The sequence below is a fragment of the Burkholderia sp. B21-005 genome (assembly GCF_020843965.1).
Lineage (GTDB): Bacteria > Pseudomonadota > Gammaproteobacteria > Burkholderiales > Burkholderiaceae > Burkholderia > Burkholderia ambifaria.
The window spans coordinates 92,428-116,009 of the sequence record NZ_CP086303.1 but is presented as its reverse complement, the minus strand read 5'-3'; the positions used below and the strand labels follow the sequence as shown (position 1 = coordinate 116,009).

Genomic DNA, 23,582 nt, shown 5'->3' with positions numbered 1-23,582 from the left:
CGCCGGGTTTCAGCACCGGCGGGTTCAACGCGTTTCACCGGGCGCCGGATGCGCGACCGGCAGCGCGAACTCGAACACCGCGCCGCGTCCATCCCGATCGACGAGCCGGATCCCGCTGCCGTTGAGCACCAGCATCCGGTGCACGATCAGCAGCCCGAGCCCGCCGCTCGTCGCCGCGCCGCCGCTCATCGGCCGCTGCGGCCGCTGGAACAGGCCCTCGCGCCGCGCCTGCGGAATCCCTTCTCCGGTATCCGACACGGTCACCACCACGCGATCGTCCTGCGGCGTCAGCGCCACTTCGACTTCGCCGTGCTGCGGCGTGTGCCGCAATGCGTTGTCGAGCAGGTTGGTCAGCACGCGCTCGATCATCCCGAGATCGGCCGAGACGACCGGCACGCGCGGCGGGATCCGCGCATGCAGCGCGATGCCGCGCGACTGCGCGGCCAGCTCGAATTTCTGGAAGACGTCCTGCACGAGATCGACGAGCGAGAACGGCTCGCGCTCGGCCTGCACGCCGCCCGATTCGAGCCGCGCGAGTTCGAACAGCGCCTGCGCGAGCCGGCCGACCTTCGTGCTCTGCGCGAGCGCGATCGACAGGTAGCGGCGGCGCTCGGTCTCGGCGAGCGTGTCGGACTTCAGCGACAGCGTCTCCAGATAGCCGTGCAGCGACGTCAGCGGCGTGCGCAGGTCGTGCGAGATGTTCGTGATCAGTTCGCGCCGCTGCTGGTCCTGGCGCGTCAGCGCGCGCCACTGGTCGCCGATCCGGTCGGCCATCTGCGCGAACGCGGATTCGAGCACCGCGATGTCGTCGCCGCGCCGCCCCGGCGGCGAGTGCGGCACCGGCGGCTGCGTATCGGGCGCGCCGTTCGCGTCGAAGCGGCGCATCGCGTCGGTCAGCCGGCGCAGCGGTCGCGTGATGAAGCTGAACGCGGTGAGGCCCGCGAGCAGGCCGAGCAGCGCGACGACCGCCATCGACCACAGCGTCGTGCGCAGCACGTTGCCCGCGTCGACGCGCGCGGCCAGCCGGTCGTGCGCTTCACCGAGCAGCACCACGTAGATGTAGCCGGACGGCGGCTGTCCCGGGCGCTGTAGCGGCGCGGCGCTGAACACCTTGCGCGCGTCGGGGCTGCGCGGATCGTCGCCGAGGATCGGCAGCGGGTCGCCCGCGATGAAGCGCTGCACCGGCGCGAGATCGACACGGTCGCGCTTCACGTGGCCCGGCGGCGCGTCGTCGCCCTCGATGCGCCCCGCGTTGTCGAGCAGGTACACCTCGACGCTCGGGTTCACGCCCATCAGCTGGCCGAACAGCGTGCGCACGGCGTCCGGGCGCAGCCCGTTCGCGTCCATCAGCGGCGTGCTGCTCGCGATGTGCGCGGCGAGATCGCGCGACAAGCCCTGCACGACTTCCTTCTCGCGCATGTCGTTCGCACGGATCTGCAGCCAGGCCGACGCGCCCGAGCACGCGAGCAGCAACACCGCGAACACGCACGACAGCCGCTGGGTGAGGGTGAGTTTCATCATGTGTCCCGCTGGTCCGGCGCGGCGAGCTTGTAGCCGCGTCCCCACACGGTGAGGATCCGCACGGGCTCGGCCGGATCGGCCTCGACCTTCGCGCGCAGCCGGTTGATGTGGGTGTTGACCGTGTGTTCGTAGCCTTCGTGCTGGTAGCCCCACACCGCGTTCAGCAGGTCCATTCGCGAGAACACCTTGCCCGGATGCCGCGCGAAGAAATACAGCAGGTCGAATTCGCGCGGCGTGAGGTCGATGCGCGTGCCGTCGACGCTCGCTTCCCGCGCGATCGGGTCGATCGACAGCCCGGCCACGTCGAGCGTACCGGCGTCGATCCGCGAATCGCGCGCGAGCGCGTCGACGCGCCGCAGCAGCGCCTTGACCCGCGCAACGAGCTCCAGCACCGAGAACGGTTTCGCCAGATAGTCGTCGGCGCCGAGCTCGAGGCCGAGGATCCGGTGAACCTCGCTCGAGCGCGCGCTGGTGATGATGATCGGCGTGTAGCGCGCCATCGCGCGGGCGCGCCGGCAGATTTCCAGGCCGTCGACGCCGGGCAGCATCAGGTCGAGGATCAGCGCGTCCCAGTTGCCCTGCTCGAGCAGGCGCAGGCCTTCCGTGCCGTCCGCGCTGTGCACGACTTCGTAGCGCTCGTCGCGCAGGTGCAGGCTCAGCACGTCGGCGATGTCGGCGTCGTCTTCGACGATGAGGATGCGTTTGGAGTGGTCCATGGCGGTCGGCGGCGGCACGTCGGCGGCGGTCTTCGGTCTCGAACGGCGGTTCAGGCCGGCCAGGGTCCGGAAAGCCGGCCTGCCCGGGGCGAATCGCGGCGCAACGCCGCGCTGTCGCCATTGTGCAAAATTTTGCCGGTGGCAGGGGTCACAATTCGTTTAAGTTTGAATCGCGCCCGTGCCGTGAGCCAACGCCCGCCAGGTTTCCCGTTCGGCCGGCCCCTCGAGCCCGATCGCCGTCATCCCGGTCGCGCACGGGTGCCGACGAGAAGGCGCCATCGCGTGCCCGCATCGCCGGATCAATCCGGCCGGACCGGATGACACGCGCCGTCAGACGACACGCATGCCGCTCACGCGGTCGCCGTCCAGCGTGAGCAGCGCGCCGGTTGGCCTTTCCCGGCCCGCAGGAAGAGCGTCCGCCGATTCGGCTTCTGACGGACGATTCGGCACGCGTGGAAGATGGGGGCGTTCGCGTGGCACACCAGCACATCGAACGATTCGACAGCCACCCGAGAAATCGAGACAACGCCCCCATTGCCTACCGGAGTGAGTCCTGTCGTGCGATACGCAGACTCATGTTTTCGTCACCTGGGTTTTCGCGAGATAGGTGTACGGTCCGTTCGGACTCTTTTCGGCAATGTATGCCGCACACCACCCGGCCCCCCACGGCTGCTTCGTATTGAAATTGTGGCCGTTTTCGTTATCCCAGCTCCAGGCCTTCGTATCGGTCGGATTGGATGGAAAGCTTCCCGAATACAGGCAGACTCGCCCTTGCTGCGCTCGAAACGGCGCATTCGTGGACCACTTGATCCAGCAGGTTCCCTGGTATTCATACAGCGACAGTTCCCAGGTGTACGTACCGACACCGGTCACCGGCGCCACTTCCGCTTGGACGTTGCTCATGAATATTCCCCATAGATTCCGTGTTGCATGACCGATCGAACATGGTCACCGTTTTTTAAAGTGGTTCCTGGACTCCACTCGAAGATCGACGAGATGCGCGCCGGCTCACTCAACTCAACAGCCGCTCGACTTCCTCGATGAGTGCATGACGACGCTGCACGTCGTGTTCGTAAGCACGCTCGGCCGCCGCGATGTCCGCCCCGCAGTGCGGGCACCGCGACTCGTGCTGATGGACGTAGCTGTTGCAGGCGCGGCAGACGGCCAGCCTCGGCGGGACCCTGCCGACGTCCGGCGCACGCTTGCCCTTGTGTTTCCACGCGAGTTCGACGGTCTGTCCCGAGCGGGAAATGCTCGATACGGGTGTGCCGTCCGAAATGCATTCGGTGACCAGATCGAAGCGACCCACCGCGAACGACGCAGGCGCCGCATCCTCGATCTTCTCGATGCGCTCGCGCAGCCCCTGCTTCTTCAATTCGAGCACGCGATAGTGGCAGTAAGGATTGTTGCCCGGCTTGCCGAGCAGCGAATGCGAGGTCCACGTACAGCCGCCACGACACACATCGGCGTAGTAACACGTGCGACAGAATCCCCACAGGTCGTCCACCGAGCGCAGTCGGCCGAAATGGATCGCCTCGCTCGTGCGCCAGATTTCCTCCAGAGACAGGTCCCGAACGTTGCCGCCGGCGAAACCGACCGTCGCGAGCGACGGGCACCCCTTGACGGTGCCGTCCGCTTCGAGCGCAATGACGGTCTGCCCGGCTGCGCATCCGGTCCAGTGCACCCGCTCGTCCCCGAAGCCGCGCCACAGATGCTCGTGAGGTCCGAAGTAGCCGATGTTGTTGCCGACATTCATCAGCAGGCCGCGATCAAGCCCCCGCTTGTAGAGATCGGCGAGCAGCGGCATCAACTCGTCGAGCTGGTAAGGCTGCAGGAGCAATTCGTCGTGGTCGACAGCGTTTCCCATCGCGACCGTCAACTGAATCTGCCAGTGTGTCGCCCCGATCTCGATGATCGAATCCATCAACGCCGGGAGATCGCGCATCGTTGCCGAGCCGATCTGCGTGTTCACACTGACCGCGAGACCGTGCGCGCGGGCGCGCTTCAGCGTATCCACGGCCCGATCGAACGATCCCGGAACATTGCGTACCTTGTCATGCAGCGGCGCCAGGCCGTCAAGCGACACCCCGAGTCCGTTGAGGCCCGCGTCGACTGCCTGCGCGAGCCGGGCAGGTGTCAGATTGCGGCCACCTGTCTGCACCGCGCAGTACATCCCGTGCGAGCGGATCGCCTTGATGAGCTGCGCCCAGTCCTTGCGCAGGTAAGCCTCACCTCCGATCATCGACACTTCTCGCGTACCGAGCCTGGCCAGCGCGTCGATCACTTCGAGACACTCGCCGGTCGACAGTTCGTTGGTGCGTCTGTGGCCCGCACGCGATCCGCAGTGCAGGCACTTCAGGTCGCAAGCCAGCGTGATTTCCCACACGACGTGAACCGGGACAAACCGTTCGTAGTCCTGTTCACTCAGGAAGCGAACCGGGCGCACTTGATTCTCGTCCATGTCGATGTCCTCGAGTATCGTCTATCCCACACCAGCCACCCATCGACCGGCGGCGGCCGCCGCGAACCGCGGCAGGCACCGCCGCCTCGCACGTGCTCAGCGCCCGGCTTCCAGCCGGGCAATCTCGGCGTTCAGGCCGGCAAGGGCTTGCTCGATACGGCCTGCATCGGCGAGCTGTTGTTCGGCCTGGCGGGCGAGCGCCTTCATGCGGCCGAGATCGCCCGATTGCCGCGCCTGCTGCAGGCCGACGCCGTACAGCGGCGTGACCGGATGCCGGGGTTCGAACGGTTGCGGCGCGCCGGCCACCGTCATGATCGCGTGGTCCACTTCATGCCAGCGCCCCGCTTCGAAGAACCGGTAGCTGGCCACCCCCGACCTCCAGTCCGCCTCGACGATGCCCTGCAGCCGGAACGTTTCGGCCAGGCCGCTGGTCGGCCCGGATGGGTTGCCCTGCAGGCTGAGGACGAGTTGCGTCGTGCCGCCGGGCGTCAGCACGATCGGGCTGAATTGGCCCCATACCTGCGCACTGAATTCGAGTGGCGGCCAGGTCGTCTGGGTAATGCGCGCGACGCCGCTGACCTTCTTGGCCGGCGTGTTGATCAGTAGCGACAGCGCGAGGACAGGTGCGCCGATCGCCGGCGTTGCGACGCGGAAATTCACGGGAAAAAGAGCGGCGGACATTGAATGGCTCCTGTAGCGAACAAGGATCGGGGCAACCGGGCCGGTTTCAGTTTCCGGCTTCCAGGCGCGCGATTTCAGTCTTCAGCGCGGCCAGCGCGGCAGCAATTTCGTCACGGCTTTCCAACTGGTGCTTCGCCGCGGCCGCGACTGTCTTCATGTGCGCGAGATCGCCGGAGGCCGACGCTTGCTGAATGGGCGCACCGTACAAAGGCCGTGGCCCGCCGTGCGGCTCGATGATCACCGGGCCGGGCTCGAGGGGTACGAATTCCCGATCGATCCTTGCCGGCACATTCTCGAAGGCGCGCCAGCTGCCGTTGTCGAAAAAGCTGTACGACGCAACGCCGCTTTGCCAGTCGCTTTCCAGCACGAGATGAAGCCGGAACGTCACGATCGAATTCGAGGTCGGGCCACCGTCGTTGCCCTTCAGCGTTACCAGGATGCGCGTGTTGACCGGCGGCATCAGCGCCATATAGGTGTAGTTGCCCCAGACGTCGGCATGGAAGTCGACCGGCGGATTCACTGCCTGCCCGATCGTTGCGGTGCCAACCACACTGCCCTCGGGCGCATCCACGAGCAATGCGAGCCTGAGCGTCGGTGCGCCCGGCATTCCTGTGCCGATGACGTAGCCCGCCGGGAAAAGCCCGGTACGCGTGTTTTCTGACATTTGGTCCTCCTGCGTGGTAAACGAAACGGCGATGCGTGCGACGGCAGCTCAGGCCCGCTCGCGCCTCACGATCTCCTGCTTGAGCTTGCCGACCGCGGCAGCAAGGTCCTCGTGCTGCTTCAGCACCTCTTCGGCCTGACTGAGCAAAGCCTTCATCCTTGACACATCGCCTTCCGATATGGCCTGGTGGATCGCTACGCCATAAGGCGGAATGACATGGCCGGTTTCCCTGTTCATAACGTTCTCGCTAAAAAGGTCGTCGTGCCGATTCGCGGAATCTCCGCGAGCAAGAGATCAAGCAACCGATGTGCCAGTCGTGGATCGACAGGCCTGTGTCCGTGCAGGGTGCTGCCGCTCGACAACCAGAGGACGAATTCGTCCGGCCGTTTGCTGCGCGATGGACGAATGTGTCCATGCACGGCGCGGTCGCTCGATCTCCCGAATGCGAGCGCGCGAAGTCCGGTGCCGCAGACGCGTACCGGCGTGCAAGGTCGGAAAAGTTTCGGCGCGCGTCGACCGGGCGCCGGCATTCGCCGCTCGCCAGAGGCTCTGGATGAAGGTGTCGCGCGCGCAATCCGCCGTGCCGCGCGCTCAGGAAATGGTGTTGACGCGATCGCTACAGCAGGCCCGGCTCCTGGAGCGGAGTGGACGGAGGGCGGGCCGCGACTGGCACGTGCAAGGGTCGGTCGATCGCTTCGATGATCGACGTCTGGCAGGCGGGCTGTCGCGACAACTCCGCGAGATGTCCCATCGCGGCAAGACGAGCGGGCACCGAGCCCAGCGCCAACGCCGTCGAGATCGCGATGCGCAACCCTTGCTCGGCACCGGCCATGTCACCCAGCATCGATTGCGCACGCGCCTTGAGGATCAACAACTCACCGAGATACGCACGCTCCTGCCTGCGGATCACCGTGTCGAGCGCGTCGGAAACGAGCACTTCGCATTGCCGCGCGCGCCCCGTGCTCAACAGAATCTCGCCATGCTTCCAGACCTTGATCGAATGGAACAGCGCACCGCCCTGCCTTTCTATTTCGTTTTCATAGCCGTCCAGCAGCATCGCCTCGGCATCGCCAAACTCGCCGATCGCACTCAGATAGCATGCGCGGAATATCCGGACCGCACCGCGCGAACAGGCCGGCGCGCCGGTCGCCGGTATTGCATCGAACGCACGGGTGAGGCTCCCGAGCCGCTCGACCTCGTTGAAGAGCATCGCAAGCCACGCGGCACCTTGCAGGTCGAGCGCTCGACCGGGCCAATCCGGCGGATCGAGTTCCGCTCGCTCGGTCAAGCGGTCCATGGCCTCGCGTGCGTGATCGAGCGCGCCGGTCTGGTAAGCGGCGAGGCCCTCGAACGTCAATGCGAACCCCGCGACATCGGTGCCCGAGGCACCGAGCCGCCGATCGGCGCGGCCGATGCCGGTCAGCCCGCCACGGGAAAGCAACGCCAGCGCTTCCTCACTGTCGCCGAGCCAGAACAGCGTGTTGGCCAGCGCGACGTGCGCGTCGTCGAGCATCGCGCGATCGTCCATCGCGTGCGCGCGGTGAAGCAGCTCCTGCGCAGTGGCACGCGCCCGCGTGAGTTGCAGCCTCACCAGTTGCGTCATCCAGATGCCGAACTGCACCGTCGCGAGTTCGCGCGCGTCGCATACGCCATCGCCGATCGACCATGCCGCCTCGTAACACGCCGTCGCTTCGGGAAACTGCCAGCCGTGGATGCCTCGCAGCACGACGGCAAGCAGGCGATAGGCGCCAAACTGCAAGCGGCGGCTCTCCTCGGTCGGACTGGCCTTTTGCAGGAGATCGAGGCAGCGGTGCAGCAGCGCGACGGATTCGCGATACTGGATGGCGCCGGCCAGCGCTTCCGCACGCTCCAGGCACTGTCGAGCCTCCCCGTACTGCGCTTCGCGCGCCTTGAGCCGGCGCTCGACGACCTTCCGGCTGACACCGAGCAACGCGGCCGCGGCACTCTTGTTATACGAGGTCCTCTCCAGCGCGCGGTCGATGAGCAGGCGTTCGGCCGCGGCCAGCTTGTCGCTGCCACCGAACTCGAGCAAGCGGTCCGCCAGAAGCGCACATGCCGTCGCGTCGGGCGCGTCCGTGGCCAGAAACGGCGCGAGCGTTTCGGCGTCGATCCGCGCATGCTCCGCGAACACGCTGAGCTGGCTCACGAGATTGCGCAACTGGCGAACGTTGCCCGGCCACGGATGCTCGCACATCCGCTTGATTGCCGCCGGCGTGAACGCGATCGCGCGCGTTTGCTGCGCTGCAAAATGCACGGCCAGCAGCGGGATGTCCTCGCTCCGTTGCGCGAGTCCCGGCACATTGAGGATGAACACCGCAAGCCGGTAGAACAAGTCTTCCCTGAACCGGCCCACGCGCGCTTCTTCCAGCAGGTTTCGATGAGTGGCCGCAACGATGCGTCCGGCAAAGCGCTGGCTTGCCGATGCGCCGATCGGACGGAACGTGCGCGTTTCGAGCACGCGCAGCAGCTTGGGCTGTAGCGCAAGCGGCAACTCGCCGATCTCGTCGAGAAAGAGCGTGCCGGCGCCGACCTGGTCGAACAGGCCGCGGTGGTCTTCGACAGCGCCCGTAAAGGCGCCGCGGACATGACCGAAGAATTCCGCTTCGATCAGATCGTGGGGAATGGCGCCGCAATTCACGTCGATGAACGGCTTGTCGCGCCGCGGGCCGTTTGCGTGAAGGCGCCGCGCCACCAATTCCTTTCCGGAGCCGGTGGGTCCGACAATCAGTAGCGTATGTTCGGTCGGCGCCACCCGATCGATCATCCGGACCAGTTGGCGAAATGCTGCCGACACGCCTATCAGCATATGTGCGTCAAGCATGCTGTTGCCGTGCGCGCAGCCGTCCGGGCCGCAAGCAGCCCTGTTCTGGATCCCCTTCATCGCACGACGCCCGGCAATCGCGACACATGTGCAGGCAAGACGATGTCGAGCCGACACGTGGTGGTCTCGGCGCACGCCGCCGCGCCGCAATCGTGCAATGTGCCCGCGCTGCGGACATCTGTCCCCGGTCTTTGCATGCTCTTTCCTATACGGTCAGGCTCTAGAGCGGTTCTTTTTTCAATTTTCTTGTTTTTTAAAACCAGACACCACCACGGCATTTCACGCATCAACCTTTCAGCCCGGTTGCGGAAATCCGCGCAACTGAACAACAGCCGTTGCTGAAGACAGTGTAGAAGGATTTATTCGAGCAGGAATATAAATAAATAGGGATTGATTATTCGCAGTGCGGTCGAAAGCGGAAATAATCGGGGCGTTTGTTCAATAATCCCTACCCGTGTCCAGTTGCCTGACATGGCAGCAGATGTTCCGCCGCATCAATCCCTTGTACGGGAACGTTATTGATGCATTTCTTGCGAAAAATAGAAGCCATCCCACCGTCAACATCGACTTTACGGGAAGGCAGATTCACGGCCGTTGCGGGGCGCCCGGTCGTTTCATCTATAAACATTCGAATATCGCAATCGGGCTGATCTGTTTATCTTTGAATCACACGTACCCCGCCACGTCACGAATAACTTTAAAAAAAGAAAGTCGCTCCGGTAGAGGAATTCAGCGAATTTCGGCGAAGCATCCAACTGCCGAAAAGCTGCGCCAGGGCTGGAGGCGGGGTCCGACAACAAACGATCAAGCGTGACGGCTACGGACCTTATGCGTGCTTTCAGTTACGACCTTGGACTCATTCAGCAGCACCTCCGCCGCCTGCCAGGCCCGCGCGGCAGCACGCGGATCCCCGATCGCACGCGCATCAGCGGTCGCCCCGCTCAGTAACATCACGTACACGCCTGCAAGCTGACGTGCCTGGCGACGCGGAACGATCTCGGATAGCAGTTGCTCCATGAGGGCCAACAAGTCATCCCGATAGCGCACCGCCACGTCGGTCACCTTGGGGCAGGTCGCACCAAACTCGGCCAGCGCACGCTCGAACAGGCAGCCCGCGAACTCAGGGCTACGGAACCAGGTTCCGTACCAGTCGAAAATCCCCTTCAGGCGTGCAGTAGCGTGCGGCATAGGGTCAAGCTTGGCCGCGATGCTCTCCATGATGAAGGTGTAGCGCTGTTCCAGCACTGCCTTGATCAGATCGTCCTTGCCCGCAAAGTGATGGTAGAGCGTCATGCGGGCAACGTCCGCTTCGGCGATGATCCAGTCGATACCGACCGGATGAAAGCCATGGCGGGAAAACAACTCACCGGCCTTGTCGACCACCTGCTGGCGTTTGCTCGCGCGCATTCATGCATCTCCTGACTACGGGGCGGCATCTTAGCACCCGCCGCCAGCGCTGCTCCTTTCAGCCTGTAGGGCAAGCGTTGCCAACTGCCGGATACGATCTCGCTCTTCAGGGCAGTGAATACTGCATCCTCGACGCCCCTCTCATTCGTCTTGCGCAAGACAGCAAGGGTGTCGTTCAGGAATCCCGGCGAAAAGTTGTACGGGGCACCGTTGGCACCTGTTCGTGCGATACGGCGGGTCGTGCGGTAGACGGCAAGTAGCCGAGTGCTCGGGAAACACTATCACGCACGATGTCCGGACAGTCCGCGGGCAGGAGCGCTGCGACGTGACGCTCTGGGCGGATCGGCAAAAGATGGTCCCACGTGGGTAGTGTGTGCCAGCCCGGCTGGCATCCCATCGGGCCGCAATTGCCGCTGCTGGCGGTGGTTTCAGCAAGGCACCCGGCCACCATTCATCATGCACCATCGCTGCGTCTCTTGTTGCGGGGGCGCATACGGTAGTCCGGTTCTCGGATCGATGTGATCATACTGACCCATCGGGTGTCGAGCCCTCCACGCGGCCTGCTCGGCATACTGTTGCTCGATCGCGGCTTGCTGTCGAGCCAGATCTGCCTTCTGCGCATCGTCTACTTTCTTCGTCATGGTCACGAGCCGTGCGAACTTTGGATCGCGAACATCCTGCAGGGGCGGTAACGGTGGCGCAGGCGGCATGATGAGCACAGGGCCGGTGTATTTTGGTATCGGCAACCTGGATGGCCGGCCAAAGTTCGCCGCCATATCCATCTCCCACAAGGCAGCGTCCATTCCGAGCACATGTTCGTAGTCGCGATTGACGACCGCCAGCGTGATCGGCCCCGACGGCGCCGGCAATGGCTGCAGGGAAGGTGGAAGCGTCTGTCGAGCCTGGGGGTAGATGGTGCGGGCATACGCGATTGCAGCGACGGAGTACTGCTGGAGGACCGCCTCGTACGCTTCCAGTATCTGCGCTCGACCATAGCCGCCAGGATTCTCGAACATCGGCTTATATGCCAACACCCTCTGGCTATACAACGCATTCGCATTCCGCTGCGCTGCCGCAAACTGTTGTTGAGGATCGGTCGGCGCAGACGCCGATAGGGGTGCACACCCCGAAAACACGCTGGCGACAAGCAATAGCCCGACTGTCGCGCGAACAGCCGACGGGCATTGACGCGACCTATCGGCGATCGCCTGGTTGACCAAGGCGAACAAAACAGTGGTTTTCTTGATTGCTCTTGTCTGCATGGCATGGCGCCTGGAAGGCTTGGTCATTTTTAGCTATGTCCTGTGATCGCGACTGTGAATGCGATGCGTCGCAGTAGAAAGGAAATCGGCACAAAGCCCTCATAGAGGCTGAACGTCAATCCAGCGCACATCGCGCGAGGATGCCCCGAGCGACGTCAGCAACCCCGTGTATGTCGGACATGCCACAGTCGCATTGTGTGCAAGCACATCGTCGATTTCGGCCCTGTCATTGCGCACGCACTCGTACTGCCGCGCAACGAATGGATGCAGCGAAGCGAACGCGCCGCACAAATGCACGAACGCAACCACCTCTTCGAACATTCTCGTATTGATCTCGATGGAGACCATCATGTCGGCGCCATATCCGCATTCCGACTCCACCTTTTCTGCATAGGCACGCATGTCGTAGGCGGGTAACCAGGGTGGAGCCAACCCGTCCAGGCTACGGGCTATCTCATCGATACTGGCTGTCAGTGTCATGGTGAAATTCCGGCCTGAATCGAACCCGACGTCCCGGCACCGCCTGGTATCAGGCCTGCATTTGTACGCAGCCAGCGGTACGATATGATGAATGTATACTAGTCTATCTACTTTGACTAGAATCGCGATCAGTGAGGTCGGAGCATTCGGTGCAGGCACGATAACGGCGAGCCACTTGGTCCGGCCTGTGGCGGGGCGGTACTGGTGCAATAGGGCAAACCGCCTGATTTGCGCCGGCACTGAATTCATTGAGGACACGCAGACGATTCCCTTTGTACTGGCTATGCGATCGTGAAGGGCTCGAAGAACCAGAAGGCCGCCCAGGACTTCGTTCATCATGCGACCTCGGCCGAGGCCCTCGAGAATCTGGCCTCGGCGCTCGGGCCGCTGCGCCAGTCGTCGGTCAAGCGGGTCGATCCGAAGGTCGTGCCCTACCTGCCGACCGCACCGCAGAACCAGAAGAATGCGATCGACGCCAACGTCGCATTCTGGGCCGATCATTCCGACGACCTGAACCAGAAGTTCGCGGTCTCTGCGCGAGACGCTGCCCGACTGAAGGCGGGGAAACCGGAGCCCGAAGCCCCGGCGCGGGCTACAGATCCAGTACGAGATCCGACGTAGGCCGGCTGCAGCACATCAGACGCAGGCCCTTGTCGATTTCCCGCTGACGAATGCCGCCGTTGTGCTGCATGTCGACGGACCCTTCGAGCACCGCGGTCTTGCACGTGCCGCAAATGCCCTGGCTGCATGAGGACGGCAATGCGACGCCGGCCTTTCGCGCGGCGGTGAGCACCGTCTCCGTGCCGTTCATCGCGAACGTCTTTCCCGACTTGGCCAGCCGAACCCTATAGGTGCCGCTCGCCACCGGCTCCGCGTGACCGGATGCATCGGCAACGTCCGCGAGCGGCTCGACCGTTTCGGCAAAGTTGAAGCTTTCCTGATGGTAGCGGACGGGATCATGGCCGCCCTGCACGAGGATGTCCCTGACGGCGTTCATATAGCCCGACGGGCCGCAGGTGAACACCTCGCGATCGCGATAGTCCGGCACGGACTGGCTCAGGAGTTCGACGCTCAGCCTGCCGATCGGGCCGCTCCAGCCGGCCTCGGTCCCGAGCGCCTCGCACACGTGAATCACCTGGAGATGGCCCGCGTCCTCCCGCAGGCGGTTCAACTCGTCGCGAAAGATGATGTCGTCGGGCGTTCTCGCACTGTGAACGAACACGATATCGAGGTTCAGGCCGAGGTCGATCGCCGCGCGCGTCATCGACATCAGCGGCGTCACACCCGAGCCGGCGGACAGGTACAGCATCTTCACGGCCGGCGCGGCGGCCGGCGTAAAGATGCCGGACGGACCGAACGCATTCAGCTCGACCCCGGGCCGCATGTTGTCGTGTAGCCAGTTCGACATGATCCCGCCGGGCGTGCGCTTCACCGTGATCGTCAACGTGTACGGCCGCGTCGGCGGCGACGAGATCGTGTAGCAGCGGCTGACCGGCACGCCGTCGATGTCGGCCGATACGGTGATGAACTGGCCGGGCTCGAAGCTGAAGGCCTGTCCGTCCTTCGCACGGAACACGAACGTCCGGACGTCGTGCGTTTCGGCTCGCACCCTGCAGCACACCAGCGTCTTGCGTTCGCCGCTCGACCATTGCGGCGCCGCGCGCTCCCAGGTGCCGGGGTCCGAGAAGCGATCCCCTGCTTCCGCAGCCGGCCCGGACACGCAAAAATTCTCTCTGACAGTCATGGCGAAACTCAGATACCGTGAGCCTTCAGGCGTGCGTCGTACCAGCGTGCGAACTGATCGAGCGCGGCTTCCGTGTAGGTCGAGTACGGGCCGGGAACATAGGCGGGGTCCTGCGTGCCGCTATGCGTGATCGCCACCAGATCCGCATCCTGACGCGTCGTGGCATCCCACACTTCCGTCAGCGTCTTCAGGTCGTAGTCGACGCCTTCGACCGCATCCTGATGCACCAGCCACACGGTACGCACCACCGTCTTGTCCGGCGCGAGCGGCAGGACGTACGCGACCACCGCGTGATCGCTCATCACGTGGGTCCACGAGTGATGGGTCCACATATGGACATCGCCCAGATCGCGACGCGCCAGGCCGCCGAGCAGCTTCGTGCACGCCACCTTCGTATCCATCGTCTGCGATTCGCAGGAACCGGCAATGACGAGCCGTTGCGAACGGAAGTTCGTGTCGACGCTCTCGTCGAGCGACTCGAACGCCTCGCAGATATAGCCGGCCCCTTCCCACTCTTCCTTGCGGGCGGCATTGTGCGCAAGGTACTCGTCGTACTCGCGCAGCGATTGCTCGCTCTGCCCGTCCGGGCAGAAGCCGAAGTCGTGCGCAAGGAACGACTGCGTGAGCTCGGGATGGGTCCCGCCGCAGTGGTAGCACTCGCGGTTGTTCTCCATCACGAGTTTCCAGTTGCCGTTCTCGACGATCGTCATCTCGTGCGCGATCTTCGTGCGCTGCATGTCGTGCGGCGCGAAGCGCGGCGCCATCACCGTCTCGAGCGTCGAGAAATCCTCCGGCACCTCGTCGGCGAGGCAAACGAACACATGCGCGCCGACCACCTTGATGTGCACCGGGATCAGGCTGCGGCATGTCGTGTCGAATTCGTGGCCCATGTGCGTGGCATGGCGAAGGCTGCCGTCCAGGTCGTACGTCCACTGATGATACGGACACACCACCATGCCGACGGTCGCCTTGGCGCCGCCCTTCATCAGGCGTGCGCCGCGATGCCGGCAGACGTTCCGGTACGCGCGGATGTTCTCGTCGTCGTCGCGCACGATCAGGATCGACGACTTGCCGATATCCACCGCGTAGACGTCGCCCGGCTCCGGAACGTCGGCCGTCACGGCAACGAAGATCCACAGCTTCTCGAAGAAGACTTCGACGTCCGTCTCGAACACATCCTGGCGGCCAAACAGCTCGGCCGGCATCCCGTGTCCGGGCTTGCGGCTGTCGAGCAACTCGCGGTGAGTCTTGAGCGGGATCGCGGACATGTACTCCTCCAATCGGTTGATTTTCGCAATGCTTGTATTGCGCTTTGCCCGAAGTATTGGAGTGCCGATTCGGAGCGTCAACGCGCCTTATTTTCTGCTTCGCATTACTTTAAGTTATGCGACCTTCGCCCCGTCCTGATTTACTCTGATTCGACTGTCCCGTAAGGCATTCGGCGCCATCCGGCCTCGAGCCGGCACCCCGCACGACACCAGACTGATGAGCATGACAAAACGAACCAAAGGGTATCGACGCATCGTTCCGTCGTTGACGGCGCTGGTCGAATTCGAAGCCGTTGCGCGACTGGCAAGCTTCACGCTTGCCGCGACCGAACTGGGTGTGACGCAGGCGGCCGTCAGCCGACAAGTCCGGTTCCTTGAAGAAACGCTGAATGTCCGTCTCTTTCATCGTCTGCATCGCTCGATCGCGCTGACGAGCGAGGGTGAAATGCTGTACCTGACGGTGGCTGAATCCATGCAGAAGATCGCCGGGGTATTCGATCGCCTGTCGACCGGCGCCGAGCAGCAAGAACTCGTCCTCGCGTCGACCGCACCGTTCGCGCAATTTCGGCTGCTGCCGCGGCTTCCCAAGCTCAAGCAACTGATTCCGCCGTTGCAGCTGCGGCTGATCACCCAGATGTTCACGGCCGATCTCCGGCATGTCGAGGTCGATGTCGCGGTGCGCTATGGCGACGGCAGGTGGACCGACGGCACGTCGATCCTGTTGTTCGACGAAGAGGTGTTTCCCGTCTGCTCGCCGCGATTCCTGGAGGAAAACGGCACGCCGGAAACGCTCGAGGCGCTCGCCGCGCTGCCGCTCGTCGAATCCGATTCGACCTACGAGGGATGGATGGGCTGGGACGCATGGTTCCACTCGGTGGGCCACCGTCCGAGCCGATTGAACTACGTGCTTCGCTGCAGCCTCTACACCGACGCCGTCCAGGCGGCGCGATACGGGCAAGGGGTCGCGCTCGGCTGGAACCGGATGGTGCGCGACCTGCTGACGACCGGCGAGCTGGTCCGTCTGCCGATCGCGTCCTGCACGATGACCGACGCCTATTTCGTCGTGGTTCCGCACGGCCGCTCGATCACGCCTGCGGTCAACCAGTTGATCGACTGGTTGCGCGAGGATGTCCCGGTTCGTTGAGCCGCACCGTTCGACCGTCCGAAACGCCGAACGGACGCCCGGCTTCTCGCACTGCGGCGCCGTCAGACGCCCATCCGTCACTGATGCTTCAAGCCGCCAGCCCCGCCGACGAAGCCCCAGGGACATCCGTATTGAACCGCGTCATGCAGTTCAGATCGAGCGCACGAATCTGCTCGGCCATGAAGTCGACGAAGATTCGAATACGCGTCGGCAGATGTTGCCGGCTCAGGTAGCAGATGTAGTGGCCGCGATCCTCCGGCACATGCTTCGCCAGCGCGACGACGAGTTCGTTCGACGCGAGATGGTCGCGGATCTGGTAGCCGGCCAGTTGCGCGATACCCGACCCGTTCAGCACGGCGCGCAACACCAGATCCGTGTCGTTGTACGTGAGGCGCGACGTCGGCAGGTACTTGTGCACGCGGCCGTCGACATTGAACTCCCATTCGAATACGCGACCGCTGGCAAAACGGAAATTGATGCACTTGTGCCGGCCGAGGTCCTCCAGACTCTGCGGGAGCCCGTGCCTGGCCACATACGAAGGTGCCGCGCAGAGCGCCATCTGCATCGGAATCAGTTGCCGGGCAATGATGCTGGAGTCCTCGATGCGTCCATTGCGGAACGACACGTCGATCCGCTCCGACACCAGGTCGATCGGCCGGTCGTCGAGCAACAGGTCGATGACGATGTCGGGATAGGCCTCCGCAAACGCTTCCAGCAGCGGCGCGACGATTTTCCTGCCGAATCCCACCGCCGAGCTGATACGAATGAGGCCGCGCGGCGGCCCCTGCCGCAACTCGAGCATGTCGTTCATGGCTTCCACGATCTGCGCCACGCCCTGATGGCAATTCTCGAAGAATCGCTGGCCTTCGCAAGTCAGTTCGGTCATGCGCGTGGTCCGCTGGAACAGCCGCGTACTCAACTGCGCCTCCAGCTTCTGGACGTTCCGGCTCACGGCCGGCCGGCCGACGCCAAGAAGTTCGGCGGCCTTGGTAAAACTCCCCTCGCTCGCCACTGCGACGAATGCAAGAATGCCCGCATAGCTCGCACCGAAGCTCGCGGAGAGTGCATCGGCGCGACCAGTCAAGTCGCAACGAACGCCTTGCTCCGATGTATCCGATTGATTCATTTCCGCTGCCCCTAACGCATGCCGCTCCGCCCGACTGTCCATCGCCGGCTTGCGCCGGCGAGCCCTCAAACATGCGAACGCGAATCAGATTTCTGCGAGCCACTGGTCGAGACCAATGCGGCCGAGCCGCGCCGCCCCGAGCGGTACCAACGATGTTTCCTCGACGCGACCACCGTAGTAACGTGCATCGCGATCGGTCACGACCGCGCGCGCGTCGCCGACCGCCTTCAGATAGCGCGCGACGATCTCCGCGAATGGTGCGCGATCCGGGCCCGCGATCTCGACCGTGCCGTTGAGCGGCCCGGCGAGCGCGCTCTGCGCGACGAGCGCCGACACGTCTTCCGCGGCGATCGGCTGAAACAGTCCGTCGCCGATGCGGACCGTGCCGTCTTGCGTGCCGAAATCCGCGATACCGCCGATGAATTCCATGAATTGCGTCGCGCGCACGATCGTATACGGCACGCCCGCCGCTTCGATCGCCTGTTCCTGCGCGACCTTGGCCGCGAAATAGCCGTTCTCCGGCATGCGGTCGCAGCCGACGATCGACAGCGCGACGTGATGGCGCACGCCCGCGGCCACTTCGGCCTTGCCGAGATTACGCGCCGACGTGCGGAAAAAGTCCAGCACCGCCTGCGGTTCCCATGACGGCGCATTCGCCACGTCCACGACGACGTCCGCGTCCGTCAATGCGTCGGTCAGGCCTTCGCCCGTGATGGTATTGACGCCGGTGCGCGGCGATGCGGCCAGCGCCTGATGGCCCGCTTCGCCGAGCAACGTGACGACACGCGAGCCAATCAGGCCCGAACCACCGATGACAACGATCTTCATCGCAAAATCTCCTGACGAATGGATTGCATTGGAATGCGAAGCGGATGTGACGGATGCCGGATCCGGTGAAGGCGGCCGTGACCGTCGCATCACGTGGCGCAATTGTGGAAGAATCATGTCCTATCCATAAGTGCCAAGAATCGTCGATCGGACTAGTCCATGCCATATCTGTTCGCGTTACCCGGGAGACTGCGATGTCCACGCCAACGCCCCCGCTGACCATCGAAATCGACCGGCACCACCAGTTGCCGGTCTATCTGCAGATTTGCGAGCGGTTCAGGGCCGCGATCGCCGCCGGTCACTTGCGCCCCGGCGATCGCGTGCCCGCGTTGCGCGGTCTGGCGACGCAACTGAACACGGCGCGCGGCACCGTCGAGCAGGCTTACATGATCCTGGTCGACGAGGGATACCTGCAAATGCGCGGCGCGGCGGGCACGTTCGTGTCGCCGTCCCTGCCAATCGCACTGACACGCGCGGCGCCCGCGCGAGGCAGCGCAACGGCACCGCACGCCGAACCCGCCGGCCCGCGCCAGGCGTCGGGCATGTCGGGCGACACTCCGCCGCCACGGCGCCCGCAGCCGATCGCCGTCGCGATGAGCGGCGAGCCGCGCCCGCTGCAACCGGGGCTCCCCGCGCTCGACGCGTTTCCGCGCAAGGTCTGGCAGCGGCTCGTGTCGCTGCGCGCGCGCAGCAGCGACCGCGCGCTGCTGGGTTACCCGCATCCGGCCGGTTACCGGCCGCTACGCGAACACATCGCGACCTATCTGACCCTGTCGCGCGGCGTCACCTGCGTGCCGGAACAGGTGTTCGTCACCGGCGGCTACCGCGCGACGCTGGAACTCGTGCTGCGCAGCCTCGCACGCCCGAACGACCGTGTGTGGTTCGAGGATCCCGGCTATCTGCTCGCCCGCGGCTTCCTGTCCGAGACCGGCGTGCAACTCGTCCCGGTGCCGGTGGACGACGAAGGGATCGACGTCGGACGCGGCCTGCAGCTGGACGCGCAAGCGCGCTTCGCGCTCGTGACACCGTCGCATCAGAGTCCGCTCGGGCATACGCTGTCGCTTTCCCGTCGCATCGCTTTGCTGGACTGGGCCGAAAAGACGTCCGGCTGGATCCTCGAGGACGATTACGACAGCGAGTTTCGCTATCTCGGCCGTCCGCTGCCGGCGTTGAAGAGCCTGGACCGCCGGGATCACGTGATCTACTGCAGCACCTTCAGCAAGGCGATGTACCCCGGTTTGCGGCTCGCATACGCGGTGGTGCCGGAACGCGCGGTGGAGCGCGTCGAACGCGTGGCATGCAGCATGAACGCCGGTTCGCCGACACTCCTGCAGGCGGCCCTGGCCGATTTCATCGAGCAGGGGCACTTTGCCCGGCACCTGAAGCGCATGCGCGCGCTGTACGGCGAGCGCCGCACGCTGATCGTGCATGCGTTGCGGCAGGCATTCGGCGAGCGGCTGATCGTCGAATTGCCGGAGGGCGGCATTCAGTTCGCGGTGCGGTTCGCAGAGGGGCCCGAAGGGCCGGTCGACGATGTTGCCGTTGCCGCGCGTGCCCGCGACGCGGGACTCGCGGTCCTGCCGCTGTCGATCTGGTATTCGAACAGCCACACGCAGCAAACGCCGCGCGGCCTCATCATCGGGTTCGCGAACATCGCCGATGCGGACGAAGCGCGACGTCATGCCAAAACACTGCGCGCCTGCCTGGGCCGCTGATGCGCGGCACCCGGCCACTGCGTGCATGGCATCAGTGCGCACCGACGGCCGCTGCCACCGTGCGCCACGTGAAAATTCGTGGCGGACCATCGTGGCAGCGCTCGGATTGGTGTCCAACGGGAAACAGACATGCGCCTCTGATGGCTATACCGTCGTCATTCGCGCTCCTCTAGCATGGAGGCATCTTTCTCCCTAGACCCACCATCGATCGGGCCGCACCGGAAGATTGCCGCATTCCTCATACGACAGTTCGCTCCACATCGTTTTCTTGAAGACGCCATCTGCCCCGGCAGTGCGGCCCCGGTTGCAGGACGCTTCGACGAATGAATGATCGACGGTCGGAGCACGTCGTCGAACTCGAGCATGCATCATGGATGACAAGAAGCTGCAGGCCCCTCCGCTTTCCCTCCTCGACAGGTATCGGGGCCGGGATTTTCAGCCTCTCTATACAACGAGCGTCACCGTCACCGGCGGCGAGACAGGACACGGCCGTGCATCCGGCGTGGCCCGCTCGGACGATGGAAATCTCGCTGTGGATCTGCGCCTGCCCACCGAGTTCGGCGGGCCCGGCAACGGGACCAATCCGGAACAGCTATTCGCGGCGGGCTTTGCCGCGTGCTTCCATGGTGCGCTGAACCTGCTCGAAAAACGCGCCGACCTGGACATCACCGATACGGTCGTGGAAGTGCAGGTTTCGTTCGGCCGCGATCCCATGGACGGCGGCTATGCATTGCTTGTCGATGTCCGGGTCCGGATGCCCGGTATCGATCGCGACATCGCGGAAGAGTTGGTTCGAACCGCGGAGCGCTTGTGTCCGTATGCCAAGATGGCCAAGCAAGGCACCGTCAATATCGTGACCGTCGTCGACTGACTCACCGTCTGTCGCGCGACGGCGGCGTCTTGTCCATCGATAATGTGTGCCGTCGCTGCGACGTGCCGGATCGCCCCCACCGTGTATCGCGCGACACGCGCGGGGGCGGTGGCAGGTCAGCCGAAGGAAGCCTGCGGATTACCTGCTGCCAGCGCCTCGGCGCGATTCGGCGCCGGCGGATAGATCCACTGTGTGTTGATCATCTGCTTGCGCGCCTTTCCCTCGGCATGCGTCAGTTTGATCTGCCGGTCCCAGCCTTCCGAGTAAACAGCACCCCATTCGCCAAGGTCGACGCAGGTTGCATAGAACGGCTGCGTGTATTCCAGCGTCGGCGCACCAATCAAGTCCGCGGCGACGTTGTGCCCGCCGAATTGCCCCATCACGATCGCGTGCTGGCACGACATCAATGCATAGTGCCCGTCATGGTCGCTCCGCGCTCGCGCCACATCGCCCGCCACGAACACATGCGGCGCTTCGGCGACACGAAGATCAGGCGTGACCTCGACGCGTCCGAGCGGGTCGAGATGCGAGGAGACTTGCGCCGTCAGCGGGCTGGCATGCATACCGCCTGCCCAGATCACGGTCATGGCTTCGATATGCTCGCCCGACGCGGTGCGAACGCCGTCCGCCCCCACCGACACGACGCGCGATCCAAGCACGGCCTCGACGCCCAGCGCGTCGAAGGCTTCAGCGACGTAAGGCCGCGGATTGGGGCCGAGATCGGGGCCGATCTCGGCCTGCGCACCGATCACGACAACGCGAATCGCCGCGTCCGGGCCGAACCGCTCACGCAATCGCCTGGGCAATTCGGTGGCGACCTCGATACCCGTAAAACCGCAGCCGACGACCGCGACGGTATTGCGTGCCGGTGAATCCGGAAGTTTGGCCAGCGCCGCGAAGTGCTCATCGAGCGCTACCGCGTCCTCGATACGATCGACCGAGAACGCGTGATCAGCCAGCCCCGGCACCGGCGGCCGGCTCAACTTGCTGCCACTGGTCAACAACAGCCTGTCATACGCGAGCAAACGCTTCTGGCCGCTGGCACACGCCACGCTTACCGTCTTCTCGTCGACTGCAATCTCTTCGACGCTGCCCTCGAGAAATTTCACGCCGACGGCGTCGAGCAGCGGCAGCAGCGGCGCGGCCATTTGCTGCGGTTCGCTTTCGTACAACCGCGGCCGGATCTGCAATTCCGGTTTCGGCGAGATCAACGTGATTTCAACGTCGCCGCTCGTCACCCCGGCACCATCCAGCACGCGAGCCGCGCCCAGTGCGCCCCATACGCCGGCGAAGCCCGCACCCACTATCAGGATTTTCTGCGACATGATGATTGTCCTCGGTTGGAAATTGGCGATATCGACGGACGCCAGTTGCAAGCCAAACAGGCAAAACGAAAACGTCGTCGCGCGAAGTCATCCTAGGTCGACACAGCATTGCGCAGTAGATCCTCAAGCGTTCTCACGATGTTGCCTCTTGGGCACCAATCGACCCCATCCCGGCCGAATCGATCGCAGGCATGATGCGTGACGGAAGATCGCGCGTGCCCCAGGCGCCCTATTCATTACCCACCTGAGTTATCGACGAGGCAAATAAAATGCATCTCGGCAAATCGTACAAACTATCGGAATTTCTGATCTGGACTCGCTGGAAGATTTACGAACTTCTCATTTTCGGTTCCGTACCGGTGGTTCTGTATCAATTCTTTTCCGTCACATGGCTGTCGATACCGCTGACGATCGTGGCCCTCCTCGGAACCGCGACGTCGTTTATCGTGGGTTTCAAGAACGTCCAGACGTACAACCGGGCAATGGACGCGCTGGAAATATGGACCGACATCCAGAGCAAAAGCCGTCGCTGGGGGCAATTCACGCGCGACTTCGTGACGGATGAAGAGGTTGCCCGAAAGCTCGTCTATCGACACCTCGCCTGGCTGACCGCGCTGCGATACGACCTGCGCCGTCCGCGTATCTGGGAAAGCACGAACAAGCGCCACAACGCGGAGTATCGTCGCTACTATCGCGTGCCGGAATGGGAAAAGGACATCAAGGAAATACTGCCCAAATACTTGTCTCCTTCTGAAACGGAACAGGCGCTCTCCTCTGCTTCCATCACGACATTCGTGCTGGTCCTGCAAGGTACCTCGCTGAAAATGCTTCACATGGCCGGCCATCTGAATTCGAATTTCCATATGGAACTTCAGAAAATCCTTGGAGACTTCATTGATCTCCAGTCTCGATCCGAACGTTTCAAGAATTTCCCCTATCCGCGTCAGTACGCGACTGTCAGCTCCCTGTTCGTCCGATTTTTTTGCCTGTCTCTTCCGTTCGGTCTTCTGAACGAATTCAACCGGTTGAACGATAGTGTGAGCGGCTTCATGCACGGCAACATGGTCTGGCTGGTGGTGCCATGCAGTGTCGCGGTGTCGTGGATGTACACGTCGCTCGATCAAGTCGGCGAAAGCACGGAGAATCCGTTCGAAGGCGGCGCGAACGATGTTCCCATTTCGACGCTGTGCGGCACGATCGAGCGAGATCTGAAAGCGATGCTCGGGGAACATGCCGCCGGTTCGTCGAGCCACGCCATCATTGCGCTATAGCGAAACCACGGATGTCGCCCTTCGAGCGACACCGGATTGCCGACCCTCGATCATTGCTTCCCACCCCTCCCGTTGTCGATTGTTGTCGTCAGGACAACATGGTGAGGTCGTTTGCGACGCTACTGCCGCAAGGCCGCATCGCCTACGCTTGGCGCTGACGGTGGCCGTAAATGCTGCCTGATGCATCCGGGAAACCGACACGGCACCGCAAGCGCAACGTGCGACCGCGTGCGGCAAGTCTGCGCCGCGCTGCGTC

The 23,582-nt window shown here is 63.8% G+C and carries 21 protein-coding genes; 5 read left to right on the top strand and 16 right to left on the bottom strand.

The features are described from left to right. Positions 1-24: 24 nt before the first annotated feature. The 11 genes from LMA02_RS31065 to LMA02_RS31015 form a co-directional block, all read right to left on the bottom strand. Positions 25-1,518: a sensor histidine kinase gene (locus tag LMA02_RS31065; protein WP_228910877.1), complete on the bottom strand. Its 1,494-nt coding sequence runs from the start codon at positions 1,516-1,518 to the stop codon at positions 25-27. Next, on the bottom strand, positions 1,518-2,237 hold the full coding sequence (locus LMA02_RS31060; protein ID WP_228910525.1) for a response regulator transcription factor: 720 nt from the start codon (positions 2,235-2,237) through the stop codon (positions 1,518-1,520). Before LMA02_RS31060 ends, LMA02_RS31065 begins: the two co-directional genes overlap by 1 nt. A gap of 573 nt (positions 2,238-2,810) precedes the next feature. Beyond that, positions 2,811-3,140, bottom strand: a complete 330-nt coding sequence (locus LMA02_RS31055) for a hypothetical protein (RefSeq protein ID WP_228910524.1) — start codon at positions 3,138-3,140, stop codon at positions 2,811-2,813. Between the two features lie 109 nt (positions 3,141-3,249). Then, the gene (locus LMA02_RS31050) at positions 3,250-4,698 is read right to left on the bottom strand and encodes a GDL motif peptide-associated radical SAM/SPASM maturase (RefSeq protein ID WP_228910523.1); all 1,449 of its coding nucleotides are present in this window, start codon (positions 4,696-4,698) and stop codon (positions 3,250-3,252) included. 96 nt (positions 4,699-4,794) lie between these two features. Further along, positions 4,795-5,379 (bottom strand): DUF1842 domain-containing protein, encoded by a 585-nt coding sequence (locus LMA02_RS31045; RefSeq protein ID WP_228910522.1) that lies wholly within the window; start codon positions 5,377-5,379, stop codon positions 4,795-4,797. A gap of 46 nt (positions 5,380-5,425) precedes the next feature. Further along, on the bottom strand, positions 5,426-6,043 hold the full coding sequence (locus LMA02_RS31040; RefSeq protein ID WP_228910521.1) for a DUF1842 domain-containing protein: 618 nt from the start codon (positions 6,041-6,043) through the stop codon (positions 5,426-5,428). A gap of 48 nt (positions 6,044-6,091) precedes the next feature. After that, a complete protein-coding gene (locus LMA02_RS31035; protein ID WP_124499073.1) occupies positions 6,092-6,280 on the bottom strand; it encodes a DUF1843 domain-containing protein in 189 nt (62 codons plus the stop codon). Positions 6,281-6,659: 379 nt separating this feature from the next. After that, complete coding sequence (locus tag LMA02_RS31030; protein ID WP_228910520.1) at positions 6,660-8,945, bottom strand: sigma-54-dependent transcriptional regulator; 2,286 nt, start codon at positions 8,943-8,945, stop codon at positions 6,660-6,662. A gap of 744 nt (positions 8,946-9,689) precedes the next feature. Then, on the bottom strand, positions 9,690-10,292 hold the full coding sequence (locus tag LMA02_RS31025; RefSeq protein WP_228910519.1) for a TetR/AcrR family transcriptional regulator: 603 nt from the start codon (positions 10,290-10,292) through the stop codon (positions 9,690-9,692). Between the two features lie 428 nt (positions 10,293-10,720). Further along, the gene (locus LMA02_RS31020; protein WP_228910518.1) at positions 10,721-11,581 is read right to left on the bottom strand and encodes a hypothetical protein; all 861 of its coding nucleotides are present in this window, start codon (positions 11,579-11,581) and stop codon (positions 10,721-10,723) included. 72 nt (positions 11,582-11,653) lie between these two features. After that, positions 11,654-12,034 carry a hypothetical protein gene (locus LMA02_RS31015; RefSeq protein ID WP_228910517.1) on the bottom strand — a complete coding sequence of 127 codons (381 nt, stop codon included), beginning with the start codon at positions 12,032-12,034 and terminating at the stop codon, positions 11,654-11,656. Positions 12,035-12,325: 291 nt separating this feature from the next. Here LMA02_RS31015 and LMA02_RS31010 point away from each other — a divergent pair, with 291 nt between their 5' ends. Further along, positions 12,326-12,655, top strand: coding sequence for a hypothetical protein (locus LMA02_RS31010; protein WP_228910516.1), 330 nt, complete (start codon positions 12,326-12,328; stop codon positions 12,653-12,655). Here the strand turns inward: LMA02_RS31010 and LMA02_RS31005 are convergent. Together LMA02_RS31005 and LMA02_RS31000 are read right to left on the bottom strand one after the other, a co-directional pair. Then, entirely contained in the window at positions 12,627-13,778 is a 1,152-nt protein-coding gene (locus LMA02_RS31005) for a hybrid-cluster NAD(P)-dependent oxidoreductase (protein WP_228910515.1), read from the bottom strand. The genes LMA02_RS31010 and LMA02_RS31005 overlap by 29 nt on opposite strands. An 8-nt stretch (positions 13,779-13,786) precedes the next feature. Continuing rightward, positions 13,787-15,046, bottom strand: coding sequence for an aromatic ring-hydroxylating oxygenase subunit alpha (locus LMA02_RS31000; RefSeq protein WP_228910514.1), 1,260 nt, complete (start codon positions 15,044-15,046; stop codon positions 13,787-13,789). Between the two features lie 223 nt (positions 15,047-15,269). Between LMA02_RS31000 and LMA02_RS30995 the strand changes: the two genes are divergently transcribed. Continuing rightward, the gene (locus LMA02_RS30995) at positions 15,270-16,190 is read left to right on the top strand and encodes a LysR substrate-binding domain-containing protein (RefSeq protein ID WP_228910513.1); all 921 of its coding nucleotides are present in this window, start codon (positions 15,270-15,272) and stop codon (positions 16,188-16,190) included. An 88-nt stretch (positions 16,191-16,278) separates the two neighbouring features. Here the strand turns inward: LMA02_RS30995 and LMA02_RS30990 are convergent, their stop codons facing one another. Together LMA02_RS30990 and LMA02_RS30985 are read right to left on the bottom strand one after the other, a co-directional pair. Continuing rightward, on the bottom strand, positions 16,279-17,316 hold the full coding sequence (locus tag LMA02_RS30990; protein ID WP_228910512.1) for a LysR family transcriptional regulator: 1,038 nt from the start codon (positions 17,314-17,316) through the stop codon (positions 16,279-16,281). 84 nt (positions 17,317-17,400) lie between these two features. After that, on the bottom strand, positions 17,401-18,144 hold the full coding sequence (locus LMA02_RS30985) for an SDR family oxidoreductase (protein WP_228910511.1): 744 nt from the start codon (positions 18,142-18,144) through the stop codon (positions 17,401-17,403). 194 nt (positions 18,145-18,338) lie between these two features. Between LMA02_RS30985 and LMA02_RS30980 the strand changes: the two genes are divergently transcribed. Both LMA02_RS30980 and LMA02_RS30975 read left to right on the top strand, forming a co-directional pair. After that, on the top strand, positions 18,339-19,859 hold the full coding sequence (locus tag LMA02_RS30980) for a PLP-dependent aminotransferase family protein (RefSeq protein WP_228910875.1): 1,521 nt from the start codon (positions 18,339-18,341) through the stop codon (positions 19,857-19,859). A 370-nt stretch (positions 19,860-20,229) separates the two neighbouring features. Beyond that, positions 20,230-20,730 (top strand): Ohr family peroxiredoxin, encoded by a 501-nt coding sequence (locus LMA02_RS30975; protein WP_124665190.1) that lies wholly within the window; start codon positions 20,230-20,232, stop codon positions 20,728-20,730. 116 nt (positions 20,731-20,846) lie between these two features. On the opposite strand, the gene LMA02_RS30970 is transcribed toward LMA02_RS30975, so the two are convergent. Continuing rightward, positions 20,847-22,055, bottom strand: a complete 1,209-nt coding sequence (locus LMA02_RS30970) for an NAD(P)/FAD-dependent oxidoreductase (protein ID WP_228910510.1) — start codon at positions 22,053-22,055, stop codon at positions 20,847-20,849. A 269-nt stretch (positions 22,056-22,324) separates the two neighbouring features. Here LMA02_RS30970 and LMA02_RS30965 point away from each other — a divergent pair, with 269 nt between their 5' ends. Beyond that, entirely contained in the window at positions 22,325-23,326 is a 1,002-nt protein-coding gene (locus tag LMA02_RS30965; protein WP_228910509.1) for a bestrophin family protein, read from the top strand. The last annotated feature ends 256 nt before the right edge of the window (positions 23,327-23,582 follow it).